The sequence below is a fragment of the Pseudomonas sp. NFACC10-1 genome (assembly GCF_900119195.1).
GTDB lineage: Bacteria > Pseudomonadota > Gammaproteobacteria > Pseudomonadales > Pseudomonadaceae > Aquipseudomonas > Aquipseudomonas cerasi.
The window spans coordinates 96,977-118,747 of sequence record NZ_FPJB01000001.1 but is presented as its reverse complement, the minus strand read 5'-3'; the positions used below and the strand labels follow the sequence as shown (position 1 = coordinate 118,747).

Below are 21,771 nucleotides of genomic sequence, written 5' to 3'. Positions count from 1 at the left end.
TGTTAGCGACCCGAAAGCCCAGGCCGTCTGGATCGTGATACGTCCCTTCCTGCTGACCCTCAGCCTGGCCTTGAGCTTCTGCGCCAACGCAGCCATCACCGAAAGTCATGGTTACGCGCAGTTTGGTGTTCTCAAGTACCCGGCCAGCTTCACTCATTTCGACTGGGTCAATCCCGAGGCGCCGAAAGGTGGCACCCTGAGAATGATGGCCTTCGGCACGTTCGACACGTTAAACCCCTACACATTCAAGGGCAGCAGCCCGGTCTCGACTGGCAACTTCCTGCAGTATGGTGTCAACGAGCTGAATGAACCGCTGATGGTCGGCACAGGCCAATATGACCCATCTGGCGATGAACCGACCTCCAGTTACGGGCTGATCGCCCAGTCGGTGGAATACAGCGAGGACCGCAGCTGGGTGGTGTTCAACCTGCGCCCGCAGGCGCGCTTCCATGACGGCAAGCCCATTACCGCCTACGACGTGGCGTTTTCCTACCGGACACTGCTCAAGGACGGTCACCCCCAATACCGCACCGCCTTGCAGGAAGTGCAGCGCGTCGACATCCTCAATCGTCATCGCATCCGGTTTGTCTTCAAGCGCTCGGGCAACCCGCTGCTGATCCTGCGCCTGGGCGAACTGCCGGTGTTGCCGCAACATTACTGGAAGGACAGGGATTTCAAGGCGACCACCTTCGAGCCGCCGCTGGGCAGTGGCCCTTACCGCATCACCCGCGTGCAGCCGGGTCGGCAACTGGTGTTCGAGCGGGTCAAGGATTACTGGGGCAAGGACTTGCCGGTCAACCGCGGCAAATACAATTTCGACCGGGTCGAGGTCGAGTTCTACCGCGACAGCGACGTGGCGTTCGAAGCGTTCAAAGCGGGTGAATTCGACATCTACATCGAGCATCAGGCCAAGAACTGGGCCAGTGGCTACGACTTCCCCGCGGTGGCCAATGGTCAGGTGATCAAGGCGCAGATCCCCCACCGCATACCGACACAGACCCAGGGACTGTTCATGAACACCCGGCGCGCCGCCTTCGCCGACATCCGCGTGCGCGAAGCCCTGGGTCTGCTGTTCAATTTCGAATGGACCAACCGCACGCTGTTCAGCGACGCCTATGACCGCTCGATCAGCTACTACCCCAATAGCGAATTTTCCGCGACGGGCCTGCCGACCGGGGCCGAATGGCTGCTCCTGGCGCCCTACCGCGATCAGTTGCCCGCCAGCCTGTTCACCCAGCCGTTCGCCCCGTCGAAAACCGATGGTGGCGGAATCCCGCGCGAGACCTTGCGCAAGGCCCTGAAGCTGCTTGCCGAGGCTGGCTGGACGCTGTCGGACAAGGGTTTGCTCAATGCCGACAAGCAACCGTTGCGCTTCGAGATCCTGCTGGTCAACCCCAACCTCGAACGCATTCTGCAACCCTACATCGAAGACCTGCGCCGCCTGGGGATCAATGCAGGGCTGCGCACCGTCGACCGCGCCCAGTACAAGCAACGTCTGGACCGTTTCGATTTCGACATGATTCTGATGACCCTGCAACAGACCCTGAGCCCCGGTCTGGAGCAGTGGCAGTATTTCCATTCCAGTCAGGCTGCGATCAACGGCAGCAAGAACTACGCGGGTATCGCCAACCCCGTGGTCGATGCCCTGCTGAACAAACTGCTGGCCGCGCAAACCCGGGACGAACAGGTCGCCGCGGCGCGGGCGCTGGACCGCGTATTGCTGTCTCAGCACTACAGCATCCCCAACTGGTATCTGAATAATCATCGGCTTGCCTATCGCAACCGATTCGCCATGGTCACTACCCCGCCCTACACCCTGGGGCTGCGTGCGTGGTGGCTCAAGACTCTGGAGAAGCCCCGATGAACCCTCTGCACTCCCTGCGCTCGCAGGCAGCCGGCCTGCTGCTGGCCAGCCTCGCCTGCACAGTACAGGCTGCGCCTCAGCATGGCGTGACGCTGTATGACGAAGCGCCGAAGTACCCGGCTGATTTCAAGCACTTCGACTACGTGAATCCGGATGCCCCCAAGGGCGGCACGCTGCGTCAGGCAGGCTTCGGCGGCTTTGACAGCTTCAACCCGTTCATCAACAAAGGCGTACCGGCAGACGATATCGGTCTGATCTACGACACCCTTGCCCGCTCGAGCCTGGATGAGCCATTCACTGAATACGGACTGATCGCGGGCAAGATCGAGAAGTCCCCGGACAACAGCTGGGTGCGTTTCTATCTGCGCCCCGAGGCGCGCTTTCATGACGGCCACCCGATCCGCGCCGACGACGTCGAATTCAGCTTCAAGACCCTGATGGAGCACGGTTCGCCCATGTACAAGGGCTACTACGCCGACGTCGATCAGGTCATCGTCGAAGATCCGTTGCGCGTGCTGTTCAAGTTCAAGCACAAGGGCAGCCGCGAGTTGCCGCTGATCCTTGGCCAGTTGCCGGTGCTGCCCAAGCATTTCTGGGCCGATCGCGACTTCAGCAAGGGCAACCTGGACTTCCCGCTGGGCAGCGGACCTTACAAGGTCGCCGACGTGAAGGCCGGTCGTTCGGTGAGTTATGAGCGGGTCAAGGATTACTGGGCAAAGGACCTGCCAATCAACAAGGGTTTCTACAACTTTGACGTGCTGACCACCGACTACTACCGCGACAATACGGTAGCGCTGGAGGCCGGCAAGGCCGGGCAATTCGACTATTGGCTGGAAACCAGTGCCAAGAACTGGGCAACCGCTTACGACACGCCCGCAGTGCGCGACGGCAGGCTGATCAAGGAAGAGCTTCCCAATGGCAACCCGACGGGCATGCAGGGCTTTGTCTTTAACCTTCGCAAGCCGGTGTTTCAGGACGTCAGGGTCCGTGAGGCGCTGACTCTGCTGCTGGACTTCGAGTGGACCAACAAACAGCTGTTCAACGGCTCGTACAGCCGCACCAAAAGTTATTTCGACAACTCGGAAATGGCCGCCAGCGGCCTGCCGTCTGCCGAAGAACTCAAGCTTCTGGAACCGTTGCGCGGCAAGATTCCGGATCGCGTGTTCAGCGAACCCTTCACCCTGCCGGTCACCGATGGCAGCGGTATGATCCGTCCGCAGCAGCGCCGGGCCTTCCAGCTGTTGCAGGAGGCGGGCTGGAAGATCGTCGACGACAAGATGGTCGACGCGCAGGGCAACCCGGTAAAAATCGAGTTTCTGATGGCCCAGACCGAGTTCGAGCGCATTCTGCTGCCTTACAAGCGCAACCTGAGCGACCTGGGTATCGAACTGGTGATTCGTCGGGCCGACGTGTCGCAATACATCAACCGCCTGCGCTCGCGGGACTACGACATGATTGTCACTGGCTATCCGCAGTCCAGCTCGCCCGGTAACGAGCAGCGCGTGTACTTCGACTCATCCAGCGCCGACAACCCGGGCAGCCGCAACTTCATGGGCCTCAAGGACCCTGCGGTGGATGAGCTGGTCAACGGCCTGATCAACGCCGACTCACGGCAAAGCCTGATCACCCATACCAAGGCACTGGACCGTGTGCTGCTGTGGGGCTTTTACGTCGTTCCGAACTGGCACATCAAGACTTGGCGGGTGGCTTACTGGAATCACCTCGACCATCCCAAGGCCGAAGCACTTTCCGATATCGGCCTGATGACCTGGTGGGCCAGGCCGGATGTCAAACCGGTGGCCGCGACCCCGTCAGCCCCTGATCAGGCCAAGCCTGCGAACGCGGAGCAATAACATGCTGGCTTATATTCTGCGACGGCTGCTGCTGATCATCCCTACCCTGCTCGGCATCCTGATCATCAACTTCGTCATCATTCAGGCCGCCCCCGGTGGCCCGGTCGAACAGATGATCGCCAAGATCGAAGGCTTCGATGGCGCCACCAGCCGGATAGCCGGGGGCGGCGCCGAAGTATCGGTGGCCGGCTCCAACTACCGCGGCGCGCAAGGCCTGGACCCGGCATTGATCAAGGAAATCGAACGCATGTACGGTTTCGACAAGTCGGCGCCGGAACGCCTGTGGATCATGATCAAGAACTACGCCACGCTGGATTTCGGCGACAGCTTCTTTCGTGATGCCAAGGTCATCGACCTGATTGTCGAGAAGATGCCGGTGTCCATTTCCCTCGGGTTATGGAGCACCCTGATCATGTACCTGGTGTCGATCCCGCTGGGGATTGCCAAGGCCACGCGCCACGGCAGCCAGTTCGACGTATGGACCAGTTCGGCAATCATTGTCGGCTATGCCATTCCGGCGTTCCTGTTCGCGATTCTGCTGATCGTGGTGTTTGCCGGGGGCAGCTACTTCAACTGGTTTCCACTGCGCGGGCTGACCTCCAACAATTACGATGAACTGAGCACGCTGGGCAAGCTATTCGATTACTTCTGGCATCTGGTATTGCCCGTCACCGCACTGGTGATCGGCAACTTTGCCACCATGACGCTGCTGACCAAGAACAGCTTTCTCGACGAAATCAGCAAGCAATACGTGACCACGGCCAAAGCCAAGGGCCTGAGCAACCACAAGGTGCTCTACGGCCATGTGTTTCGCAACGCCATGCTGCTGGTGATCGCCGGCTTCCCGTCGGCGTTCATCGGTATCTTCTTCACCGGCTCGCTGCTGGTGGAAGTGATCTTTTCGCTGGACGGCCTGGGCCTGATGAGTTTTGAAGCCGCGATCAACCGCGACTATCCGGTGGTGTTCGGCACGCTGTTCATCTTCACCCTGCTGGGGCTGGTGGTGAAGCTGATCGGCGATATCACCTACACCCTCGTAGACCCGCGCATCGACTTCGAAAGCAGGAAGCATTGATATGAAGCTGTCTCCTCTCAATCGCCGTCGCTTCGAACGCTTCAAGGCCAACAGGCGTGGCTGGTGGTCATTGTGGCTGTTCCTGATTCTGTTCGGCCTGAGCCTGGGCGCCGAACTGATCGCCAACGATAAACCGCTGGCTGTGCGCTACGACGGCCACTGGTATTTCCCGGTATTCGAGCGTTACCCGGAAACCACCTTCGGTGGCGAATTCCCGCTGGAAGCCAACTACAAGAGCCCATACATCAAGGAACTGCTCGCCGCGAAGGATGGCTGGACCCTGTGGGCACCCATCCCGTTCAGCTACCAGAGCATCAACTACGACCTGAAAGTCCCTGCTCCGGCGCCGCCTTCGCGGGAGAACCTGCTGGGCACCGATGATCAGGGCCGTGACGTCCTGGCACGGGTGATCTACGGTTTCAGGATTTCGGTACTGTTCGCCCTGACCCTGACCATCCTCAGCTCGATCATCGGCGTCATCGCCGGCGCCTTGCAGGGCTTTTATGGCGGCTGGGTCGACCTGCTGGGCCAGCGCTTCCTCGAGGTCTGGTCGGGCCTGCCGGTACTGTATCTGCTGATCATCCTTGCCAGCTTCGTACAACCCAACTTCTGGTGGTTGTTGGGCATCATGCTGTTGTTTTCCTGGATGAGCCTGGTGGACGTGGTGCGCGCCGAGTTCCTGCGTGGCCGCAATCTGGAATACGTAAGGGCCGCGCGGGCGCTGGGCATGGAGAACGGCGCAATCATGTTCCGCCATATCCTGCCCAACGCCATGGTATCGACCATGACCTTTCTGCCGTTCATTCTCACCGGGGCCATCGGCACCCTGACGGCGCTGGACTTTCTGGGCTTCGGCCTACCCGCCGGCTCGCCGTCACTGGGCGAGCTGGTAGCGCAGGGCAAATCCAACCTGCAGGCGCCCTGGCTGGGCATCAGCGCCTTCGCTGTGCTGGCCATCATGCTGAGTCTGCTTGTGTTCATCGGCGAATCCGCCCGCGATGCTTTCGACCCAAGGAAATAAGATGAACAATGACAATCTGATCGAAATCCGCGATCTGGCGGTCGAGTTCGTGACGGGCGACTCGCGGCAACGCGTGGTCGAGAACATCAGCTTCGATATTCGTCGCGGTGAAACGCTGGCGCTGGTCGGCGAAAGCGGTTCGGGCAAGTCAGTCACCGCGCACTCGATCCTGCGCCTGCTGCCCTACCCCATCGCCAGCCACCCTAGCGGCACGATCCGCTACGCGGGTGAAGACCTGCTGAAGGTCGAAGAGAAAAAACTGCGTTCGATCCGTGGCAACCGCATCGCCATGATCTTCCAGGAACCGATGACCTCGCTCAATCCGCTGCATTCGGTGGAAAAACAGATCAACGAGGTGCTGGGCCTGCACAAGGGCCTGACTGGCAAGGCCGCCACCGAGCGCACGCTGGAGCTGCTCGATCTGGTCGGCATACCTGAGCCACACAAACGCCTCAAAGCGCTGCCACACGAGCTTTCAGGTGGCCAGCGTCAGCGTGTGATGATCGCCATGGCCCTGGCCAATGAACCCGAGCTGCTGATTGCCGACGAACCGACCACTGCGCTGGATGTGACGGTACAGCTGAAAATCCTCGAGCTGCTCAAGCAGTTGCAGGCTCGCCTGGGCATGGCACTGCTGCTGATCAGCCACGATTTGAACGTGGTAAGGCAAATAGCCAACCGAGTATGTGTCATGCAGCGCGGTTGCATCGTCGAACAGGCATCGTGCGAAGAATTGTTCCGTTCGCCGCAACATCCTTACACCCAAGTGTTGCTCAGCGCGGAGCCCAGCGGCGGTCCATCGACCAACACCGCCGGCGCCCCGCTGCTTGAAGTCGAGGACCTGAAAGTCTGGTTCCCGATCAAAAAAGGCCTGCTCAAGCGTACGGTCGACCACGTCAAGGCGGTGGACGGCATACGTTTCAGCCTGCCGCAAGGGCAAACACTGGGTATTGTGGGTGAAAGCGGGTCGGGCAAATCGACGCTGGGCCTGGCGATTCTTCGACTGATCGGCAGTCAGGGCACCATACGGTTCAAGGGCAACGCGCTAGAATCCCTGTCGCAACAGCAAATCCGTCCGCTGCGCAGGCAGATGCAAGTGGTTTTCCAGGACCCGTTTGGCAGTTTGAGCCCGCGCATGTCGGTGGCTGAAATCGTTGGCGAAGGCTTGCGAATCCACGGCATGGGTACGGCCGCCGAACAGCAGACGGCGATTATCGAAGCGCTCAGGGAGGTTGGTCTGGACCCGGATACCCGGCACCGCTACCCTCACGAGTTCTCCGGTGGCCAACGCCAGCGGATCGCCATTGCACGTGCGCTGGTCTTGAAGCCGGCGCTGATTTTGCTGGACGAGCCGACCTCGGCCCTCGACCGGACCGTACAGCGTCAGGTCGTCGAGCTGCTTCGCTCGCTGCAAACCAAGTACAACCTGACGTATTTGTTCATCAGCCATGACCTGGCTGTCGTCAAAGCGCTGAGCCACCAGTTGATGGTGGTCAAGCAAGGCCAAGTGGTCGAACAGGGTGCAGCGCAGGATATCTTCGCCGCACCGCAACATCCTTATACACAGCAGCTGCTGGAGGCCGCCTTCCTGGCGCCGGTAGCTGTCGATTAACCTGAACCTGAAGAGGAACAACACATGGGTTTTCTCGCCGGTAAGCGCGTCCTGATCGTCGGTGTCGCCAGTAAACTGTCCATCGCATCCGGTATTGCCGCCGCCATGCATCGTGAAGGCGCAGAGCTTGCCTTCACCTACCAGAACGACAAACTCAAGGGTCGTGTCGAAGAGTTCGCCGCAGGCTGGGGTTCGGGCCCTGAGCTGTGCTTCCCTTGCGATGTGGCCAGCGACGAAGAGATCAACAAGGTCTTCGAAGAGCTGAGCAAGAAGTGGGACGGCCTGGACGTGATCGTTCACTCGGTCGGCTTCGCGCCTGGCGACCAGCTCGATGGCGACTTCACCGAAGCCACCACGCGCGAAGGTTTCCGCATCGCTCATGACATCAGCGCCTACAGCTTCGTGGCCCTGGCCAAGGCCGGTCGCGAAATGATGAAGGGCCGCAACGGCAGCCTGCTGACCCTGTCCTACCTGGGCGCAGAGCGCACCATGCCCAACTACAACGTCATGGGCATGGCCAAGGCCAGCCTGGAAGCTGGCGTTCGTTACCTGGCCGGCAGCCTCGGCCCGGAAGGTACTCGCGTCAATGCTGTATCGGCCGGCCCGATCCGCACCCTGGCCGCGTCAGGCATCAAGAACTTCCGCAAGATGCTGGCGGCCAACGAAGCGCAGACCCCTCTGCGCCGCAACGTCACCATCGACGAAGTCGGCAACGCCGGCGCGTTCCTGTGCTCCGACCTGGCGTCGGGCATCAGCGGTGAAATCATGTACGTCGACGGCGGCTTCAACACCACCGCGATGGGCAGCATGGACGAGTGATACGGTAAACGCCGCTCCTTGCGAGCGGCACTTTTCCGGACTCAAAAAGAAGGCCGCTCAATGAGCGGCCTTCTTTGTTTACGCGTTTCGAGCCTAGAACTTCTCGATCTTCGCCTTGCTTTCCAGCTGTGCACGGTACGCCGCGAAATCCTGCTGCCCCTCGCGGGAGGCGAGGAAGCGACGGTATTGTGCCTTCTCGGCGTCAGTCGGCGCAGCCGCCTGGTTGACGCCATTGAGACGGACGATCACGAAGCTGCCATCCGAAGCAGTGATGCTGGCGAATTCCGGCTTGTCCTTGCCTGTCGGCTTGGGCATGCGGAACAGCGTCTGCAGCACTTGAGGGTCAACCCCTTCCTGACTGCGAGTGACCGCTTCCATCATCTTCCAGTCACGACCGTCCTGCTTGGCAGCCAAAGGAATCTTGCCCTCACGCAGACCGGCCAGCAGCGCCTCGCCCTTGGCCTTGGCAGCTGCCGAAGCATGCTCCTTGACCAGTTGAGCGCGAATAGAGCTGGCAACGCTCTCAAGTGGCAACTGCTGCGGTTGCAGGTGCTCTTTGGAGCGCACCACCACAACGGTTTCCGGATCCAGCTCCAGCGTGTTGCTGTTGGCGCCTTCTTCCAGCACTTCAGGGCTGAATGCCGCCTGGATGACCGCACGGTTGGCCGTCAGGCCTTCGCCGCCCTCACGACCGAACGGTGCAGTGGTCTGAACCTTCAGGCCCAGGTCCTGTGCCGGCTGGGACAGGTCGGACGATTCGAACGCCGAGTCTTCCAGTTGCTTGGTCACTTCGACAAACTTCTGCTCGACCAGCTGCGATTTCAAATCGTTGGTCAGCTTGCTTTTCAGACTGGCAAAGGTCGGCACCGAAGGTGCTTCAACACCCAGCAGCTTGATCAGGTGCCAGCCGAAATCGGTACGCACCGGCTGCGAAACCTGATCCTTGTTCAAGGCATACAGTGCCTCTTCGAAAGCCGGGTCATAGACACCCTTGCCTGCGTAGCCCAGATCACCACCCTTGTTGGACGAACCAGGGTCCTGCGAGTATTCCTTGGCCAATGCCGCGAAATCCTCACCCTTGGCCAGACGCTGCTGAATTTCTTCAATCTTCGCCTTGGCCTGCTCGTCATTCAGCTTGTCGTTCACTTCGATCAGGATGTGTGCCGCACGACGCTGTTCGGACAGATTGGCGATTTCCTTCTGATAAGCCGCCTGCAGGTCCTCGTCCTTGACCTGCACCTTGTCGAAGAAGGACGACTTCTTCAATTCGATGTAGTCGAGTACGACCTGCTCAGGGCTCATGAACTCCTTGGCATGCTCGTCGTAATGCGCCTTGACTTCGTCATCGGTCACCTTGACCGCCGAGGTATCGGCAGGCAGGGTCAGCGACGCGAAATCACGGGTCTGCTTTTCGAGGCGTGCGAAGGCTTCAACCTGTGCGTCGGTTACAAAGGCACTGCCGGCAACACCTGCACGCACCTGACCGATGAGCATTTCCTGACCCAGCATCTGGCGGAACTGCAGACGGCTGTAACCCAACTGGCGAATCACCTGATCGAAACGGTCAGCGCTGAATTTACCGTCCACCTGAAATTCAGGCGTCTGCAAAAGCTGCTGATCCAGTGCCGCGTCGGAAAACGAGAACTTGGCATCCGCCGCGCCTTGCAGTAGCAGCTTGCGGTCGATCAGGCCCTTGAGCGCTGATTCGCGCAGCAGCTTTTCATCCAGCATGGCAGGATCGAAATCCTTGCCCAGCTGTTGCGAAAGCTGCTGAGCCAACTGGCGGCGCTGCATGTCGACAGCCTGGCTCAACTCATTCTGAGAGATGTCCTCGCCGTTGACTTCAGCCGCGTTCTGCTTGTTGCTGGTAGCGGTAAACATCGCTTCGATGCCGGTGAAGGCCATCAAGGCGATGATGAGTCCGATAATTGTCTTGGCAATCCAGCCTTGTGAATTGTCCCTGATGTTCTGCAGCATTGCGTCCCCCAAAACGGTTGTACTGACTAACCAACCGCGGAGCGTGGGTAGAAAGCGGATAGAAGAAAGGCGCATCCGAGGATGCGCCTTCTCGTAACTGACGAAGCGGTAGGGCTCGAACCCCTCGGTGTCGCAACCGAGTGCACCACCGCTCCGCTACTGGATCAGGACAGGCCCGATCCAGCGGGCAAAGGCATAGAGAGGCTTAGTTGACAGCTTCTTTAAGAGCTTTACCGGCTTTGAAACCTGGTTTCTTGGCAGCAGCGATTTCCAGCGTCTTGCCAGTCTGAGGGTTGCGACCGATGCGAGCAGGACGATCAGTCACGGAGAACGTACCAAAGCCAACCAAAACAACCGAGTCGCCAGCCTTCAGAGCGCCAGTGACGGATTCGATCACTGCGTCCAGCGCGCGGCCAGCAGCAGCTTTCGGGATATCAGCAGATGCAGCGATAGCATCAATCAGTTCCGACTTGTTCACTCTAAGTCCCCTTATCTCTATATTGAGTATGTTTCTAAGTTTTAGGTGTTAAGCAAAACGAGCGCTGGAAGGCTTGCCAGTGATTGCTTTAAAGAGCCGCTTTATAACAAGGGCTCTAAAAAGCTGTCAAGGAAGCCTGCCCAGACTTAATGCGTGCTAATTCTGTCCTTAGAGTCAGACTCGCGCTTCTCTTCCTTGGCGACCAGATCTGTAGCCACGTCCGGCAAAGGCTCCGGCGCGTATTGCAGCGCAATTTGCAGGACTTCGTCAATCCATTTAACGGGCTTGATCTGCAGATCCTGCTTGATATTGTCAGGAATCTCCTTCAAATCACGCACGTTTTCTTCTGGAATGATCACCGTCTTGATTCCGCCACGGTGTGCAGCCAGCAGTTTTTCCTTCAAACCACCAATCGCCAGCACTTGACCACGCAAAGTAATTTCGCCCGTCATTGCCACATCCGCACGCACAGGGATCTGCGTAAGCGCCGAAACAAGGGCGGTGCACATGCCCACACCAGCGCTCGGTCCATCCTTCGGCGTGGCGCCTTCCGGCATGTGGATATGCGTGTCGTGTTTCTCGTGGAAATCAGCTGGAATGCCCAGGCTACGGGCCCGGCTGCGAACCACGGTCTGGGCTGCGGTAATGGATTCGACCATCACATCCCCGAGCGAACCGGTCTTGATCAACTGGCCCTTGCCCGATACCACGGCAGCCTCGATGGTCAGCAATTCACCACCCACCTGCGTCCACGCCAGGCCGGTGACCTGACCGATCTGATCCTGCTGCTCTGCCAGCCCGTAGCGGAACTTGCGCACGCCCAGGAAGTGCTCGAGCATGTCGGCTGTGACCTGAACCGCGAAACGTTTTTCCATCGCGTGCTCTTTGACCGCCTTGCGGCAGACCTTGGCAATCTGACGCTCAAGCCCGCGCACGCCCGCTTCACGGGTGTAGTAACGGATGATGTCGCGGATCGCATCCTCATCAAAACTGATCTCGCCTTTCTTCAAGCCGTTGGCCTGAATCTGCTTGGGCGAGAGGTACTTGACGGCGATGTTGATCTTTTCGTCTTCGGTGTAGCCCGGCAGGCGAATGACTTCCATCCGGTCCAGCAAGGCTGGCGGAATGTTCATCGAGTTCGACGTGCAAAGGAACATCACGTCCGAAAGATCGTAGTCGACCTCAAGGTAGTGATCGTTGAAATTGTGGTTCTGCTCGGGATCAAGCACCTCGAGCAATGCCGACGCCGGATCGCCACGCATGTCGCTGCCCATCTTGTCGATTTCGTCAAGCAGGAACAGCGGGTTGCGAACGCCCACCTTTGTCATTTTTTGTATCAATCTTCCTGGCATCGAACCGATGTAAGTCCGGCGATGACCACGAATTTCAGCCTCGTCACGCACGCCGCCGAGTGCCATCCGCACGAATTTACGGTTGGTTGCGTTGGCGATAGACTCGGCCAGGGAGGTTTTACCCACACCCGGTGGACCTACCAGACACAGCACAGGGCCACGAATCTTCTTCACGCGCTTTTGCACGGCGAGGTATTCGAGGATGCGTTCCTTGACTTCGTCCAGACCGTAATGGTCGGCATCGAGAATCGCTTCGGCACGCGCAAGGTCCAGACGTACCTTGCTCTGCGCCTTCCACGGCACCTGAACCAGCCAGTCGATGTAGGAACGCACCACGGTCGCTTCGGCGGACATCGGCGACATCTGCTTGAGCTTGTTCAGCTCGGCATTCGCCTTGGTCAGAGCGTCCTTGGGCAGACCCGCGGCATCGATGCGCTTTTTCAGCTCTTCGATTTCGTTGTGGCCTTCGTCGCCATCGCCCAGTTCCTTCTGAATGGCCTTCATCTGCTCATTCAGGTAGTACTCGCGCTGGCTGCGCTCCATTTGCTTCTTAACGCGACCGCGAATGCGCTTTTCGACCTGCAGCAGGTCGATTTCGGCATCCAGCAAGGCCAGCACGTGCTCGACACGGGCTGACAGGTCGATAATCTCGAGTATTTCCTGCTTCTGCTCGATTTTGAGCGCCATGTGCGCGGCCATGGTGTCAACCAGGCGACCAGGCTCATCGATGCTGTTAAGCGACGACAGGACCTCTGCGGGGACCTTCTTGCCCAGTTGCACATACTGCTCGAATTGAGCCAGCAGGCTGCGCACGAACACTTCGGATTCACGGTCCGGTGCATCGACTTCGTCGATCAGCGAGACGTCTGCGCGGTAGTGGCCATCGACTTCGATAAAACGCTCTACCGAACCACGCTGCTCACCTTCGACCAGCACCTTGACGGTGCCATCGGGCAGCTTGAGCAATTGCAATACGGTGGCAATGGTGCCGACGCTGTACAGAGCCTTTTCATCAGGATCGTCGTCAGCCGGGTTTCTTTGCGCGAGCAGCAGGATCTGCTTGTCGCCTGTCATTGCCGCTTCAAGGGCTTCGATAGACTTCTCGCGCCCCACGAACAGCGGGATAACCATGTGCGGATAAACCACGACATCACGCAATGGCAAGAGAGGCAATTCAATAGTGGTCTTCATGATTTCGCCTCTACGGCGGCCAATTGGCCGGGACAGATGGAATTAGCTTGAAGCCAAGATGGGGGTAGCGTCAGAAAAAAACAAGCTCTAGAGGCGCGACCCGCCAAGATCAGTTTCTTCATACAAAACGAATGAACAGCTTAAAAATGCAAAAGGGGACCAAAAAGGCCCCCTTAAGTATTACTTCACACGCATATGAACATGCGTTTATGCGTCGGGAGCAACCTTGGCAGGCGGCTCGTTGTTTTCGTAGATCAACAACGGCTTGGACGTGCCATCGATAACGCTTTCGTCGATCACCACCTTGCTCACATCGCTCTGCGACGGGATTTCGTACATGGTGTCGAGCAGCACGCCCTCGAGGATCGAACGCAGGCCACGGGCACCGGTCTTGCGCTCCAGCGCGCGACGGGCAACCGATTTCAGCGCATCGGTACGGAACTCGAGGTCCACACCTTCCATCTCGAACAGCTTGGCATACTGCTTGGTCAGTGCGTTCTTCGGCTCGGTGAGGATCTGTATCAACGCAGCCTCATCCAGCTCGTCCAGCGTTGCAAGCACCGGCAGACGGCCCACGAACTCGGGAATCAGACCGAACTTGACCAGATCGTCAGGTTCGACTTCACGCAGCGACTCGCCGACCTTCTTGCCCTCCTCCTTGCTGCGAACCTCGGCGTTGAAGCCGATGCCGCCACGGGTGGAACGGTTCTGAATGACCTTTTCCAGGCCCGAGAAGGCGCCACCGCAGATAAAGAGGATATTACGCGTGTCCACCTGCAGGAATTCCTGCTGCGGGTGCTTGCGACCACCTTGAGGCGGAACGGAAGCCACGGTGCCCTCGATCAGTTTCAGCAAGGCTTGCTGCACGCCTTCACCGGACACGTCACGAGTGATCGAAGGGTTGTCGGATTTGCGCGAAATCTTGTCGATTTCGTCGATGTAGACAATGCCCATCTGGGCCTTCTCGACATCGTAATCACATTTCTGCAACAGCTTCTGGATAATGTTTTCGACGTCCTCACCCACATAACCGGCTTCGGTCAGGGTGGTGGCGTCAGCGATGGTGAACGGTACGTTGAGCAGGCGAGCCAGAGTTTCGGCCAGCAACGTCTTGCCGGAACCGGTAGGTCCGATCAGCAGGATGTTACTCTTGCCCAGTTCGACGTCGTCGTTCTTCTTGTCACGCTGATTCAGACGCTTGTAGTGGTTGTACACCGCTACTGCGAGAACCTTTTTGGCACGTTCCTGACCGATTACATACTGGTCAAGGATGCCGCTGATTTCTTTTGGCGAAGGCAATTTATGCGCGCTGCTTTCGGCCTGGGCTTCCTGCACCTCCTCACGGATGATGTCGTTGCACAGGTCGACGCACTCGTCGCAGATAAAGACCGAGGGGCCGGCAATCAATTTGCGCACTTCATGCTGGCTTTTGCCACAGAAGGAGCAATAGAGCAATTTGCCGTTGTCCTCGCCGTTGCGGGTGTCAGTCATTCGATCGATCCAATCCGGTAGGCTTGCAACACAAGATGAAGGCTATTGCGGGCTTTTTCAAGTCCGCAGGCGGTCGGTTGTCCCGACCCCCCACATTTTGAGCCGCTTAGGCAGGCATTTGACGCTTGTTGATCACCGAGTCGATCAGGCCGTATTCGGCTGCACGCTCTGCGCTCATGAAGTTGTCACGCTCGGTATCGCGCTCGATGGTTTCGAGGCTCTGGCCGGTGTGATGAGCCAGCAGCGAGTTGAGACGATGACGAATGTGCAGGATTTCCTTGGCATGGATGTCGATGTCCGACGCCTGACCCTGGAAACCGCCCAGCGGCTGGTGAATCATCATTCGCGAGTTGGGCAGGCAGTGACGCTTGCCTTCTGCACCGCCGGCCAGCAGGAATGCACCCATGCTGCAAGCCTGACCGATACAGATGGTCGAAACGTCCGGCTTGATGAACTGCATGGTGTCGTAGATCGACATGCCTGCAGTCACCGAACCGCCCGGCGAGTTGATGTAGAGATGGATATCCTTGTCCGGGTTTTCCGCTTCAAGGAAAAGCAGTTGCGCCGCGATAAGGTTGGCCATGTAGTCCTCTACCGGACCCACCATAAAGATGACTCGCTCCTTGAGAAGGCGCGAATAGATGTCATAGGCGCGTTCGCCACGGGCGGACTGCTCGATAACCATCGGGACCAGGCCGCCAGCGGCCTGGATGTCAGAGTTCTGCTGAATATAAGAATTGCGGGACATGTCCTGCATTCACTCCCAAATAGTCGAGTCTTGAATACGCACAAGCCAGCGCGAAGGCTGGCTTGTGGGTGTTTTCGCACGAAAAGAGAAATCAGTCGGCTTTTGGAGCTTCCACCGGCTTGACAGCTTCTTCGTAGGAGACCGATTTGTCGGTCACGCTAGCTTTCTGCAAAACAGTATCTACAACTTGCTCTTCAAGCACAACAGAACGTACCTCGTTCATTTGCTGCTCGTTCTTGTAGTACCAGGCAACGACCTGCTCAGGCTCCTGATAGGCAGAGGCCATTTCCTGAATCATTTCGCGAACGCGAGCATCATCAGGCTTGAGGTCGAACTGCTTGACGACCTCGGCAACGATCAGACCCAGCTCGACGCGGCGCTTGGCCTGCTCTTCGAACAGCTCTGCCGGCAGCTGGTCAGGCTTGATGTTGCCACCGAACTGCTGAACGGCCTGCACACGCAGACGGTTGACTTCGTTTTCCAGCAGCGCCTTGGGCACTTCGATCGGGTTGGCGGCCAGCAGACCGTCCATGACCTGATTCTTGACCTTGGACTTGATCGCCTGACGCAGCTCGCGCTCCATGTTCTTGCGAACTTCGGTGCGGAAGCCTTCGATACCGGTTTCCTTGATACCGAACTGCTTGAAGAACTCTTCGTTCAGCTCAGGCAGCTTTGGCTCGGAAACGGTGTTGACGGTCACGGTGAACTCGGCAGCCTTGCCGGCCAGCTCGAGGTTCTGATAGTCCTCTGGGAAGGTCACGTTCAGAACGCGCTCTTCACCGGCCTTGGCGCCAACCAGACCGTCTTCGAAACCAGGGATCATGCGGCCCGAACCCAGCACCAGCTGGGTACCGGTAGCGGAACCGCCAGCGAACACTTCGCCGTCGACCTTGCCGACGAAATCGATGTTCAACTGGTCTTCGTTCTGGGCAGCACGATCAGCCACTTCGAAACGAACGTTCTGCTTGCGCAGCACTTCAAGCATGTTGTCCAGATCGCTGTCGGCCACGTCGGCAGACAGGCGCTCTACGGAGATGCTATCGAAGCCGGCAACGGTGAATTCCGGGAATACTTCGAAAGTAGCCACGTATTCCAGATCTTTGCCTTTTTCGAACGACTTGGGCTCTACAGCAGGAGCACCAGCCGGGTTCAGCTTCTGCTCAACCACAGCTTCATAAAAAGTAGCCTGAATCAGATCGCCCAGTGCTTCCTGACGTGCGCCGTCCTCGTAACGCTGACGAATCACGCTCATAGGCACCTTGCCAGGGCGGAAGCCCGGGATCTTGGCTTTGCGCGCGGTCTGTTGCAGACGCTTGTTGACTTCGGTCTCGATGCGCTCGGCAGGCACGCCAATGGTCATGCGGCGCTCAAGAGCGGAAGTATTTTCAACAGAAACTTGCATGGATATTCCTCGTTGCACAGACGTTAGCCGGCCGTTTCCGACCCCAGAATCAAGGGCATGCATTCTAGTGGGTCAAACTCAAGAAGTCACCCTACTGAAAAAGGGCGGGTTAACAAGAAGGAATCGGCCTGCAGCCGGAGGAGAAAGGAAAACACCTCGCATCACTCGCGACGTGTCTGGCACGGCCCCTATATAAGGAAGCATCTGCACCGGACGATGACCGAATCCATCTGCATAGCACGCCTCGATCGACCGACGGCGACAGGGCCGACGGACCAGCGAGGCGATGGAACGAATACGCCAAAACAAAAAAAGCCGCACTAGGCGGCTTTCTTTTTGTACCTTTTTGCAACCGAAACACTGATAGTCGGCTACATTTATCCTGGTGCGGACGGAGAGACTCGAACTCTCACACCTTGCGGCGCTGGAACCTAAATCCAGTGTGTCTACCAATTCCACCACATCCGCATTTCAGACTTTTAAAGCAAAGGCGCCAGACTATGAATCTGGCGCCCTTCTTAATATGGGGTGGACGATGGGGTTCGAACCCACGACCGCAGGAGTCACAATCCTGTGCTCTACCAACTGAGCTACGCCCACCATATTGCGCGTGACGATAAAACTTACTTGCTGTGCCAAAGATGCCTTAAATGGCGCACCCGGCAGGACTCGAACCTGCGACCATCCGCTTAGAAGGCGGATGCTCTATCCAGCTGAGCTACGGGCACTTATATAATTTGTATTCTTGCGATAACAAACTAAAAGGCTTTCAATCACACCGAGCTGATTTGCAACTCTGCCTGACCGAATCAACCAGTGCTAGCTTAACCAGTGCTGGGCTCTGCCCGGCAAGTGCGACGAATCTTATAGACGGCCCCTGGGGTCGTCAACCTTTTTTTGAAAAAAATTCAGCTAGATAAAGGAGTTAGCTGAATATACAAAGCAATCGCCTTTGCCCTCGCGTCATGTCATGCGAGAATGCGCGCTCATTTTATTTCCTCTCGATGGTTAATCACGCGTCATGACTGCAAAACTAATCGACGGCAAGGCGATCGCCGCCAGCCTGCGCCAGCAGATCGCCAAACGTGTCGCCGAACGTAGCCAGCAAGGTCTGCGTACGCCGGGCCTCGCGGTGATTCTGGTCGGCAGCGACCCCGCGTCCCAGGTCTATGTCTCTCACAAGCGCAAGGACTGCGAGGAAGTCGGCTTTATCTCCCAGGCCTACGACTTGCCCGCTGAGACCACTCAGACCGCACTGACCGATCTGATCGACCGCCTCAACGAGGATGCCGCTGTCGACGGCATCCTGCTGCAACTGCCCTTGCCTGCGCACCTCGATGCTTCGCTGCTGCTGGAGCGCATTCGCCCGGACAAGGACGTGGACGGTTTCCATCCTTATAACGTGGGCCGTCTCGCCCAGCGCATCCCGCTGCTGCGCCCGTGCACCCCAAAAGGCATCATCACCCTGCTGGAAAGCACCGGTGTCGACCTGTACGGGCTGGATGCCGTCGTCGTCGGTGCGTCCAACATCGTCGGTCGCCCAATGGCAATGGAACTGCTGCTGGCGGGCTGCACCGTCACGGTGACCCACCGTTTCACCAAGGATCTGGCAGGCCATGTAGGTCGTGCCGATCTGGTGGTGGTTGCCGCCGGCAAGCCGGGCCTTGTCAAAGGCGAATGGATCAAGCCAGGTGCCATCGTCATCGATGTCGGCATCAATCGCCAGGAAGACGGCAAGCTAGTAGGCGACGTGGTTTACGAGACCGCCCTGCCCCGCGCCGGCTGGATCACTCCGGTTCCGGGCGGCGTTGGCCCCATGACCCGCGCCTGCCTGCTGGAAAACACGCTGTACGCCGCAGAAACCCTGCACGACTGATCAGCCTGCAGCAATAAAAAACGGCACCTTCAAGGTGCCGTTTTTTTACCTCGACAAAACCTTACTTCTTGCCAGCCTCCCAGCTTTTCAGCAGGTCAGCGTAGGCGATGGTTTCACCCTTGGGTTTCTCGTTGGCCAGTTTGCGCTGTGGTGCGAGGAACTTGCCGTTGCTCTCTTCGGCCTTCTTGTACCAGGCTTCCGCGGTGGTTTCCGGATTCATCTTCGGCGCACACTTGCTGGCGTCCTGAACCTTGGAGCGCTCAATGCGCGTCATGATTGCATCCTGGTCCTTGGCCAGACCGTCGAGGGCCTCCTGCGCAGTCTTCTCGCCAGTGACCGCCTCGGCCACATGGCTCCACCACAGCTGTGCCAGCTTCGGATAGTCAGGCACGTTGGTGCCGGTAGGCGACCATTGAACGCGGGCCGGGCTGCGATAGAACTCCACCAGACCTCCCAGCTTGGGCGCCAGCGCGGTCATCTCTTTGGAGTTGATGTCCGACTCGCGAATCGGCGTCAGGCCGACGATGGTTTTCTTCAGCGAAACGCTTTTCGAGGTCACGAACTGCGCATACAGCCAGGCGGCCAGACGCTTTTTCTCGTCGGACGACTTCAGGAACGTCCATGAACCCACATCCTGGTAGCCAAGCTTCATGCCTTCCTTCCAGTAAGGGCCTTTCGGCGAAGGCGCCATGCGCCACTTCGGCGTGCCGTCAGCATTCATTACCGGCAGGCCCGGCTTGGTCATGTCGGCGGTAAAGGCGGTGTACCAGAAAATCTGTTGCGCGACGTTACCCTGCGACGGCACCGGCCCGGATTCGGAGAAGGTCATGCCCGCCGCTTCCGGCGGCGCATAGGCTTTCAGCCAGTCGATGTATTTCTGCGTAGCAAACACTGCCGCCGGGCCGTTGGTGTCGCCACCGCGGGTAATGCTGGAGCCGACCGGATGGCAGTCTTCGACGCGAATACCCCACTCATCCACCGGCAGACCGTTAGGCAAACCCTTGTCGCCGCTGCCGGCCATGGAGAACCAGGCATCGGTGAAACGCCAGCCCAGTGACGGGTCTTTCTTGCCATAGTCCATGTGCCCGAAGACTTTCTTGCCGTCGATCTCCTTGACGTCTTCGCTGAAGAACTTGGCGATGTCCTCGTAAGCCGACCAGTTGACCGGAACGCCCAGCTCATAGCCGTACTTGTCCTTGAATTTCTTTTTCAGGTCGGGACGTTCGAACCAGTCGGCACGAAACCAGTACAGGTTGGCGAACTGCTGGTCAGGCAGTTGATAAAGCTTGCCATCCGGAGCAGTGGTAAACGAGGTGCCGATGAAGTCTTTCAGGTCCAGCGTCGGCGACGTGACTTTGCTGCCTTCCGGACTGGCCATCAGATCCGTCAGAGACAGGGCCTTGCCGTAGCGAAAGTGCGTACCGATCAGGTCCGAATCGTTGACCCAGCCGTCGTAGATACTCTTGTCCGACTGCATGGCGGTCTGCAGCTTTTCGATGACATCACCTTCCTGCAGCAAGTCATGGGTGACTTTGATACCGGTGATTTCGGTGAACGCCTTGGCCAGGGTCTTGGACTCGTATTCATGGGTGGTCAGGGTTTCCGACACCACCTTGATGTCCATGCCACGAAACGGCTTGGCAGCTTCGATGAACCACTCCAGCTCTTTCAACTGCTCGGCATCGGAAAGCGTGCTCGGCTTGAACTCGCTCGCCGCCCACTTCTTCGCCGCATCTTCGTACTGATCCGCCCATGCCGACACGCTCAACCCGCTGAGCATGATCATGGTTGCCAGCGTCACGCTATGTTGCAGCTTGTTTTTCTTATTGAACATAGTCATCTCCAGGTTGCTTTCATGTAGTCCCGCTTTTTCAATACTGCCGACCGGATCACCCCGGCAACCACGCCCGGCCGCCCTCTAACCCCAACGCATCACCACCAACAGCCACACCAGGGAAGCCCCAGAAGCGATCCAGATGCTCCAGTCCGTCGCGCCGATCACCAGCAAATGCAGATAAGCGCTACCTAAAAGCCCAATGAAAAGACGGTCGCCACGCGTGGTGGCAATCGGCAGAAAACCGCGGCGCTCGATACTTGCCGAGCGCAATTCCCATACGGTCATTCCTGCCAGCAGCAGCGCAATGCTGATAAAGAAGGCCGCAGTGGGCAGTGTCCAGGACATCCACTCCATTTTTTCGACTCCTCAGACACGACCAAGAGCAAAGCCCTTGACCACATGGTTGCGAACGAACCAGATCACCAGCATGCCCGGCAGAATGGTCAACACCCCTGCCGCCGCCAGCACCCCCCAATCGATACCCGATGCCGAGACGGTGCGGGTCATCACCGCAGCGATCGGCTTGGCGTTCACCGACGTCAGGGTGCGCGCCAGCAACAGCTCGACCCAGGAGAACATGAAGCAGAAAAACGCGGTGACACCGATACCCGAGCCAATCAGTGGAATGAAAATCTTCACGAAAAACTTGGGAAAGCTGTAACCGTCTATGTAGGCCGTTTCATCGATTTCCTTGGGAACACCGGACATGAAACCCTCCAGAATCCATACGGCCAGCGGAACGTTGAACAGACAGTGCGCCAGTGCAACGGCGATGTGCGTGTCAAACAGGCCGATGGACGAATACAGTTGGAAAAATGGCAGCAGGAAGACTGCCGGTGGTGCCATGCGGTTGGTCAGCAGCCAGAAGAACAGGTGCTTGTCGCCGAGAAAACGATAGCGTGAAAACGCATAGGCTGCCGGCAGTGCGACGCTCAGCGATATCACGGTATTGAGGCACACGTAGTACAGCGAGTTGAGGTAGCCGCTGTACCAGCTCTCGTCAGTGAAGATCACCTTGTAGTTGGCCAGGGTGAAATCCTGCGGCCACAGGGTCAGGCCACCCAGGATCTCGGTATTGGTCTTGAACGACATGTTGATCAGCCAGTAGATCGGCACCAGCAGAAACAACAGGTAAATCCACAGCGGTATGGTTTTGCGCAGACTCATGACCAGCC

General features: G+C 58.2%; 16 protein-coding genes and 3 tRNA genes. 7 read left to right on the top strand and 12 right to left on the bottom strand.

Annotated features, from left to right (window positions below; all coding sequences use genetic code 11):
• The first annotated feature begins 34 nt into the window (after nucleotides 1–34).
• Genes BT119_RS00430 through fabI form a run of 6 tightly spaced genes read left to right on the top strand, consistent with a single transcriptional unit; the run spans nucleotide 35 to nucleotide 8,244 of the window.
• Nucleotides 35–1,864, top strand: coding sequence for an extracellular solute-binding protein (locus BT119_RS00430; RefSeq protein ID WP_003368574.1), 1,830 nt, complete (start codon nucleotides 35–37; stop codon nucleotides 1,862–1,864).
• Nucleotides 1,861–3,717: an extracellular solute-binding protein gene (locus tag BT119_RS00425; protein WP_003368572.1), complete on the top strand. Its 1,857-nt coding sequence runs from the start codon at nucleotides 1,861–1,863 to the stop codon at nucleotides 3,715–3,717. The genes BT119_RS00430 and BT119_RS00425 overlap by 4 nt, the downstream gene beginning before the upstream one ends.
• Before the next feature lies 1 nt (nucleotide 3,718).
• Nucleotides 3,719–4,792, top strand: coding sequence for a microcin C ABC transporter permease YejB (locus tag BT119_RS00420; RefSeq protein ID WP_004414031.1), 1,074 nt, complete (start codon nucleotides 3,719–3,721; stop codon nucleotides 4,790–4,792).
• A gap of 1 nt (nucleotide 4,793) precedes the next feature.
• Nucleotides 4,794–5,813 carry an ABC transporter permease gene (locus tag BT119_RS00415; protein ID WP_003368568.1) on the top strand — a complete coding sequence of 340 codons (1,020 nt, stop codon included), beginning with the start codon at nucleotides 4,794–4,796 and terminating at the stop codon, nucleotides 5,811–5,813.
• A gap of 1 nt (nucleotide 5,814) precedes the next feature.
• Complete coding sequence (locus BT119_RS00410) at nucleotides 5,815–7,425, top strand: ABC transporter ATP-binding protein (protein ID WP_004414034.1); 1,611 nt, start codon at nucleotides 5,815–5,817, stop codon at nucleotides 7,423–7,425.
• 24 nt (nucleotides 7,426–7,449) lie between these two features.
• The gene (gene fabI / locus BT119_RS00405; protein WP_003368564.1) at nucleotides 7,450–8,244 is read left to right on the top strand and encodes an enoyl-ACP reductase FabI; all 795 of its coding nucleotides are present in this window, start codon (nucleotides 7,450–7,452) and stop codon (nucleotides 8,242–8,244) included.
• A gap of 93 nt (nucleotides 8,245–8,337) precedes the next feature.
• On the opposite strand, the gene BT119_RS00400 is transcribed toward fabI, so the two are convergent.
• The 9 genes from BT119_RS00400 to BT119_RS00360 all read right to left on the bottom strand — a co-directional run bounded on the left by BT119_RS00400 (nucleotide 8,338) and on the right by BT119_RS00360 (nucleotide 17,611).
• Nucleotides 8,338–10,221: a SurA N-terminal domain-containing protein gene (locus BT119_RS00400; RefSeq protein ID WP_003368563.1), complete on the bottom strand. Its 1,884-nt coding sequence runs from the start codon at nucleotides 10,219–10,221 to the stop codon at nucleotides 8,338–8,340.
• A 205-nt stretch (nucleotides 10,222–10,426) separates the two neighbouring features.
• The gene (locus tag BT119_RS00395) at nucleotides 10,427–10,699 is read right to left on the bottom strand and encodes an HU family DNA-binding protein (protein ID WP_002552737.1); all 273 of its coding nucleotides are present in this window, start codon (nucleotides 10,697–10,699) and stop codon (nucleotides 10,427–10,429) included.
• A gap of 146 nt (nucleotides 10,700–10,845) precedes the next feature.
• Nucleotides 10,846–13,242 carry an endopeptidase La gene (lon, locus tag BT119_RS00390; protein WP_003368560.1) on the bottom strand — a complete coding sequence of 799 codons (2,397 nt, stop codon included), beginning with the start codon at nucleotides 13,240–13,242 and terminating at the stop codon, nucleotides 10,846–10,848.
• Between the two features lie 207 nt (nucleotides 13,243–13,449).
• A complete protein-coding gene (clpX, locus tag BT119_RS00385; RefSeq protein WP_003368559.1) occupies nucleotides 13,450–14,733 on the bottom strand; it encodes an ATP-dependent Clp protease ATP-binding subunit ClpX in 1,284 nt (427 codons plus the stop codon).
• A 106-nt stretch (nucleotides 14,734–14,839) separates the two neighbouring features.
• Entirely contained in the window at nucleotides 14,840–15,481 is a 642-nt protein-coding gene (gene clpP, locus BT119_RS00380) for an ATP-dependent Clp endopeptidase proteolytic subunit ClpP (protein ID WP_002552734.1), read from the bottom strand.
• A gap of 91 nt (nucleotides 15,482–15,572) precedes the next feature.
• Entirely contained in the window at nucleotides 15,573–16,883 is a 1,311-nt protein-coding gene (gene tig / locus BT119_RS00375) for a trigger factor (protein ID WP_003315274.1), read from the bottom strand.
• 383 nt (nucleotides 16,884–17,266) lie between these two features.
• Nucleotides 17,267–17,351, bottom strand: a tRNA-Leu gene (locus BT119_RS00370).
• 56 nt (nucleotides 17,352–17,407) lie between these two features.
• Nucleotides 17,408–17,483, bottom strand: a tRNA-His gene (locus BT119_RS00365).
• A 51-nt stretch (nucleotides 17,484–17,534) separates the two neighbouring features.
• Nucleotides 17,535–17,611 (bottom strand) — tRNA-Arg (locus BT119_RS00360).
• Nucleotides 17,612–17,904: 293 nt separating this feature from the next.
• Between BT119_RS00360 and folD the strand changes: the two genes are divergently transcribed.
• Entirely contained in the window at nucleotides 17,905–18,759 is an 855-nt protein-coding gene (gene folD / locus BT119_RS00355) for a bifunctional methylenetetrahydrofolate dehydrogenase/methenyltetrahydrofolate cyclohydrolase FolD (protein ID WP_003368557.1), read from the top strand.
• Nucleotides 18,760–18,820: 61 nt separating this feature from the next.
• On the opposite strand, the gene BT119_RS00350 is transcribed toward folD, so the two are convergent.
• From BT119_RS00350 to BT119_RS00340, 3 genes are all read right to left on the bottom strand, one after another.
• Nucleotides 18,821–20,593, bottom strand: a complete 1,773-nt coding sequence (locus BT119_RS00350; protein ID WP_072364429.1) for an ABC transporter substrate-binding protein — start codon at nucleotides 20,591–20,593, stop codon at nucleotides 18,821–18,823.
• A gap of 84 nt (nucleotides 20,594–20,677) precedes the next feature.
• A complete protein-coding gene (locus BT119_RS00345; protein WP_003415748.1) occupies nucleotides 20,678–20,950 on the bottom strand; it encodes a DUF2160 domain-containing protein in 273 nt (90 codons plus the stop codon).
• 12 nt (nucleotides 20,951–20,962) lie between these two features.
• Nucleotides 20,963–21,763: a carbohydrate ABC transporter permease gene (locus BT119_RS00340; protein ID WP_004414065.1), complete on the bottom strand. Its 801-nt coding sequence runs from the start codon at nucleotides 21,761–21,763 to the stop codon at nucleotides 20,963–20,965.
• Nucleotides 21,764–21,771 lie beyond the last annotated feature (8 nt).